The sequence below is a fragment of the Moraxella canis genome (assembly GCF_002014965.1).
Taxonomy (GTDB): domain Bacteria; phylum Pseudomonadota; class Gammaproteobacteria; order Pseudomonadales; family Moraxellaceae; genus Moraxella; species Moraxella canis.
In genome coordinates, this window is record NZ_MUXT01000017.1 from 1 (window position 1) to 3,302 (window position 3,302).

General features: G+C 42.0%; 4 protein-coding genes. All 4 read right to left on the reverse strand.

All coding sequences use genetic code 11. From position 1 onward, the window contains the following. A partial coding sequence (locus tag B0180_RS09975; protein ID WP_167366947.1) for a MobA/MobL family protein occupies positions 1-654 on the reverse strand: 654 nt, incomplete at its 3' end. Further along, positions 644-1,243 (reverse strand): hypothetical protein, encoded by a 600-nt coding sequence (locus B0180_RS09980; protein ID WP_078256765.1) that lies wholly within the window; start codon positions 1,241-1,243, stop codon positions 644-646. The genes B0180_RS09980 and B0180_RS09975, both read right to left, overlap by 11 nt. Positions 1,244-1,495: 252 nt before the next feature. Next, entirely contained in the window at positions 1,496-2,578 is a 1,083-nt protein-coding gene (locus B0180_RS09990) for a protein rep (protein ID WP_078256767.1), read from the reverse strand. Between the two features lie 385 nt (positions 2,579-2,963). After that, the coding region (locus B0180_RS10180) for a hypothetical protein (protein WP_208609404.1) at positions 2,964-3,302 on the reverse strand (339 nt) is incomplete at its 5' end.

Below are 3,302 nucleotides of genomic sequence, written 5' to 3' on the forward strand. Positions count from 1 at the left end.
ATCATCTAGTTTTTGCGATTTTTGGATTTCCGCCATGGTTTTGTTTATGGTCGGTTCACTCATGGGGTGGCGTGGCTCTAAGTCAAAGCGCCACTCTCGGGCAAAATCTACAATCAGATTATTCCATCGTTCCCGTTGCTCTAACAGATTCTTTTTCATCTCGCCACGGCTTAGCCCTGTTTCGGCTTTTCTAGCCCCGCCAAGTTCAGGATTCTTGGCATTGTAGCGCTTGAAAAATTGTTCTGGTGAACGGTCTATGCCGTCCAGCTCACGGGGGCAATACATAACATGAGCGTGGGGATTTGTTCCGCCATCTGAAGACTGCGTTTCATGTATTGCATAACTGAAAGGGTGTTTATCTCCAATTTCTTGTTTAATCCAATCTTTTATAAATCGACGTCTCAGATATGTAGGCATTTCACGGGGAATTGATAAGATATGTTCTTTGTAGGTTTGACCATTGGCACGCTCGAACTCATCAGCTGCTTGCCAAAATTTTGCAGGATCGTTTTTCGCCCATGTTGGCATATTGCCATGACCAGTTTTTTCAACTCCACGCTTATATTCATATTTGCCCGTGGCAGTAATGTAATTGAAATGCGGGCTTGCTTTGCCTTTGGCACCAATCTGAACTGATATTCTATTAATTGACATAAGATAATCTCGGGTCTTGATCATATCTTTTAATGGTAATTGTTTTTAAAACTTTTTTTTCTCTTGGACTGAAGAAATGATATAAAAGATTAAAATTGTTGTTTTTGTCTTGTGAATCACAAAGTATATATGCATGATCATCATCAATATAAACACGCCACATTTTGTAGCCATGAGCATTAATTTTGGAATCTATCATGTAGCGTTCTTGCATGAATTTTAAATCCGTGTCAGATAAATAGCCGCTCCTAAAAGCAAGCAAAAAATTCAAAAATGGATAGCCACCGTTTTTCAATGACACCACATCACACGCCCCTAAAATAATTTTTTCTCTCGTCTTTTTAGCGTTCTCAGCTTTAATCTCTTTATAATCTTTTTGTCTTTGCTTTGCCTGTAGTCTTTTCTTTTTTTCGTTCGTTTGGTGCAACTGTACAGCGATTTTGATAATATCCAGATCGCCTCTTTCTAATTTTTCACCGCCCAAATACCCATCAATCAGCCGTTTAAGAATTTCACCCTTTTTATTTTTCGGTGCTTTATCTTTAACTTCAGGTAAAAGATTTATTTGATTTTGTGTTAATGGTCTCATACATCACCTATTGGTAAAAATTTTTCAAAAATCATAGCATTTTGTAAGTGCATAATCAACACCACATAATTACCGCATATAAAAACTTTAAATTCCGTGCAAAATCCCGTAAGGGCACGGTTATACGTTTCTCTGTTCTGCGAAACAGTAGAAACCATACCCGTGGCAAGGCGTTCCCCCTTTGCAATCCCCCTGTCGCCCATGCGTACCTATGGGCGAAAAAAAACCGCCCCAAAAATGGAGCGGTTTTTTTTAATAACGACCTTTGAAAACGTATCGTCTCTGCGTTGCAGTGTATCTAAAAATAATCTGTCTTTTGTCTTTTTCTAATTCATCAGCTGACTCATCATTCACATGAACCATCTGTTCATCTGTGATTTTGTCGATATTTTTTAGAACATTTTTTAGTACCCCACCTGTGGCCACGAAACGCATTTTTTTTACCTGTGTGCAAAATTCATAGAACCATCGATGGGCGGATAATGAACCATCGCCCATCATGTCGCTAGGTTTGACCGAATATTTCATGGTTTCAGCAACAGCATATCTTACCCCGTCCATATATTGACCACTTGCTACGGCTGACGCCTTGGGTTTAACTGCTTGAATACCCACGGACAACCAACAATCCAATCTCAATGACTGTTGCCACAGCTCTAGCCATCTTTCCTGTTTAATGTAATTTTTGCTGAAGTAATTAGACTTCACCATTAGGATGGCGTGAAAATGCGGATGGGCGTAGGTATTTGGGCGTTTGGAATCTCGGGTGACTTCGGTGGTGCGCACCCAACCATCCACGACCCTAGAAAATTCCAAGCGTTCTATTAGCCTAGCCCATGCCTTGTTCATGTGTTTGAGCGTATTCCGTAATTCGTGGATTGGCGGATTTGGCACGGTCAGCGTTAGAAAAATAAAACGATGTGACGGGTACTGTGGCAGTATATTATCCAATGCACGGTGTAACATGGCTTTCCAGTACAGCGACTTGCGCCACTGGCAAACAGGGCAATGGCGGACATGACAAAAGAATGATTGAGATAACCGCAAGGCGTCACCATCTGATTGGAACATTAGGAATGTAGAACATTTCGACATGCGTTCCGACCATCGCTCAAAATCGGGATTATACCCGAAAATCTCGCCCACGCTCTGCGTGTCTGAGCGATGATAATCCCATTTTTCATCTTTTTTTGATATTTCTGCAAGACCGATCTCAACGCCCGCTGGTAGATCATTATCATGCAAAAAATCAAAAATTTGTTTTAGTGTATGCTCTCGCTTGCCCTGTGTGGAAGAGTCTAGCGGTTGATTTTGAGTGTTAGTTTTTGTTATCATACAGGTGCACAAATCCCCTGTAAAAAGGGGTGGAAAGAAAGCGGTTTAGTTTGGTTTGTTTGGCGACTACTAATCTACCGCTTTTTTTTCGTATTGTCAATACTTAAAGCCTTGATGTTAAAGGCTTTAAGGGTGATTTGAACACCTAAAATCAAATCTGATTTACATTATAATAGTATCAAGTAAAGGCGAACCCCCTGTTTTTGTGCCAAAATCCACCCCAAAATCAGCACCGCACCCACCCATTACAGATTATTGATATTCCACCCTGAGCGGATCCGTCAAGGGTAAAATGAACGGGGGTCGCATACGCTCCCCCCGCCCTTGACTGTCCGCCACGGTGGAATATGGGTAACTGTATGGGATGGGTGCTAAGTGGTTCTAACTACATCCCAAAATCATAATCATGGCTCGTATTTTCACGCTGTGGCGCTTGTGAGCGTGTTTCAGGGCTATGGGTAGTCTTACGCCCAAAATCATAATCATGGCTCGTATTTTCACGCTGTGGCGCTTGTGAGCGTGTTTCAGGGCTATGGGTAGTCTTACGCCCAAAATCATCGCCATAAATCGCTATCATTGCTCTCGCTCGTCTCTCCCATGCTTCTCGTTCGAGTCGCTCAGTCAAACTTTCCATTCTTGGCGGTTCAGGTGGTGGTTCAGGCTCAGGTGGTACAAATTTAGGAACGGGCTCAGGTGATATATACCACGGGTGATTCTCTAGCAT

Bases quoted from the DNA above. Each gene is read 5' to 3' on its own strand.
- B0180_RS09980 (WP_078256765.1), bottom strand. From the start codon at position 1,243: ATGAGACCATTAACACAAAATCAAATAAATCTTTTACCTGAAGTTAAA.
- B0180_RS09990 (WP_078256767.1), bottom strand. From the start codon at position 2,578: ATGATAACAAAAACTAACACTCAAAATCAACCGCTAGACTCTTCCACA.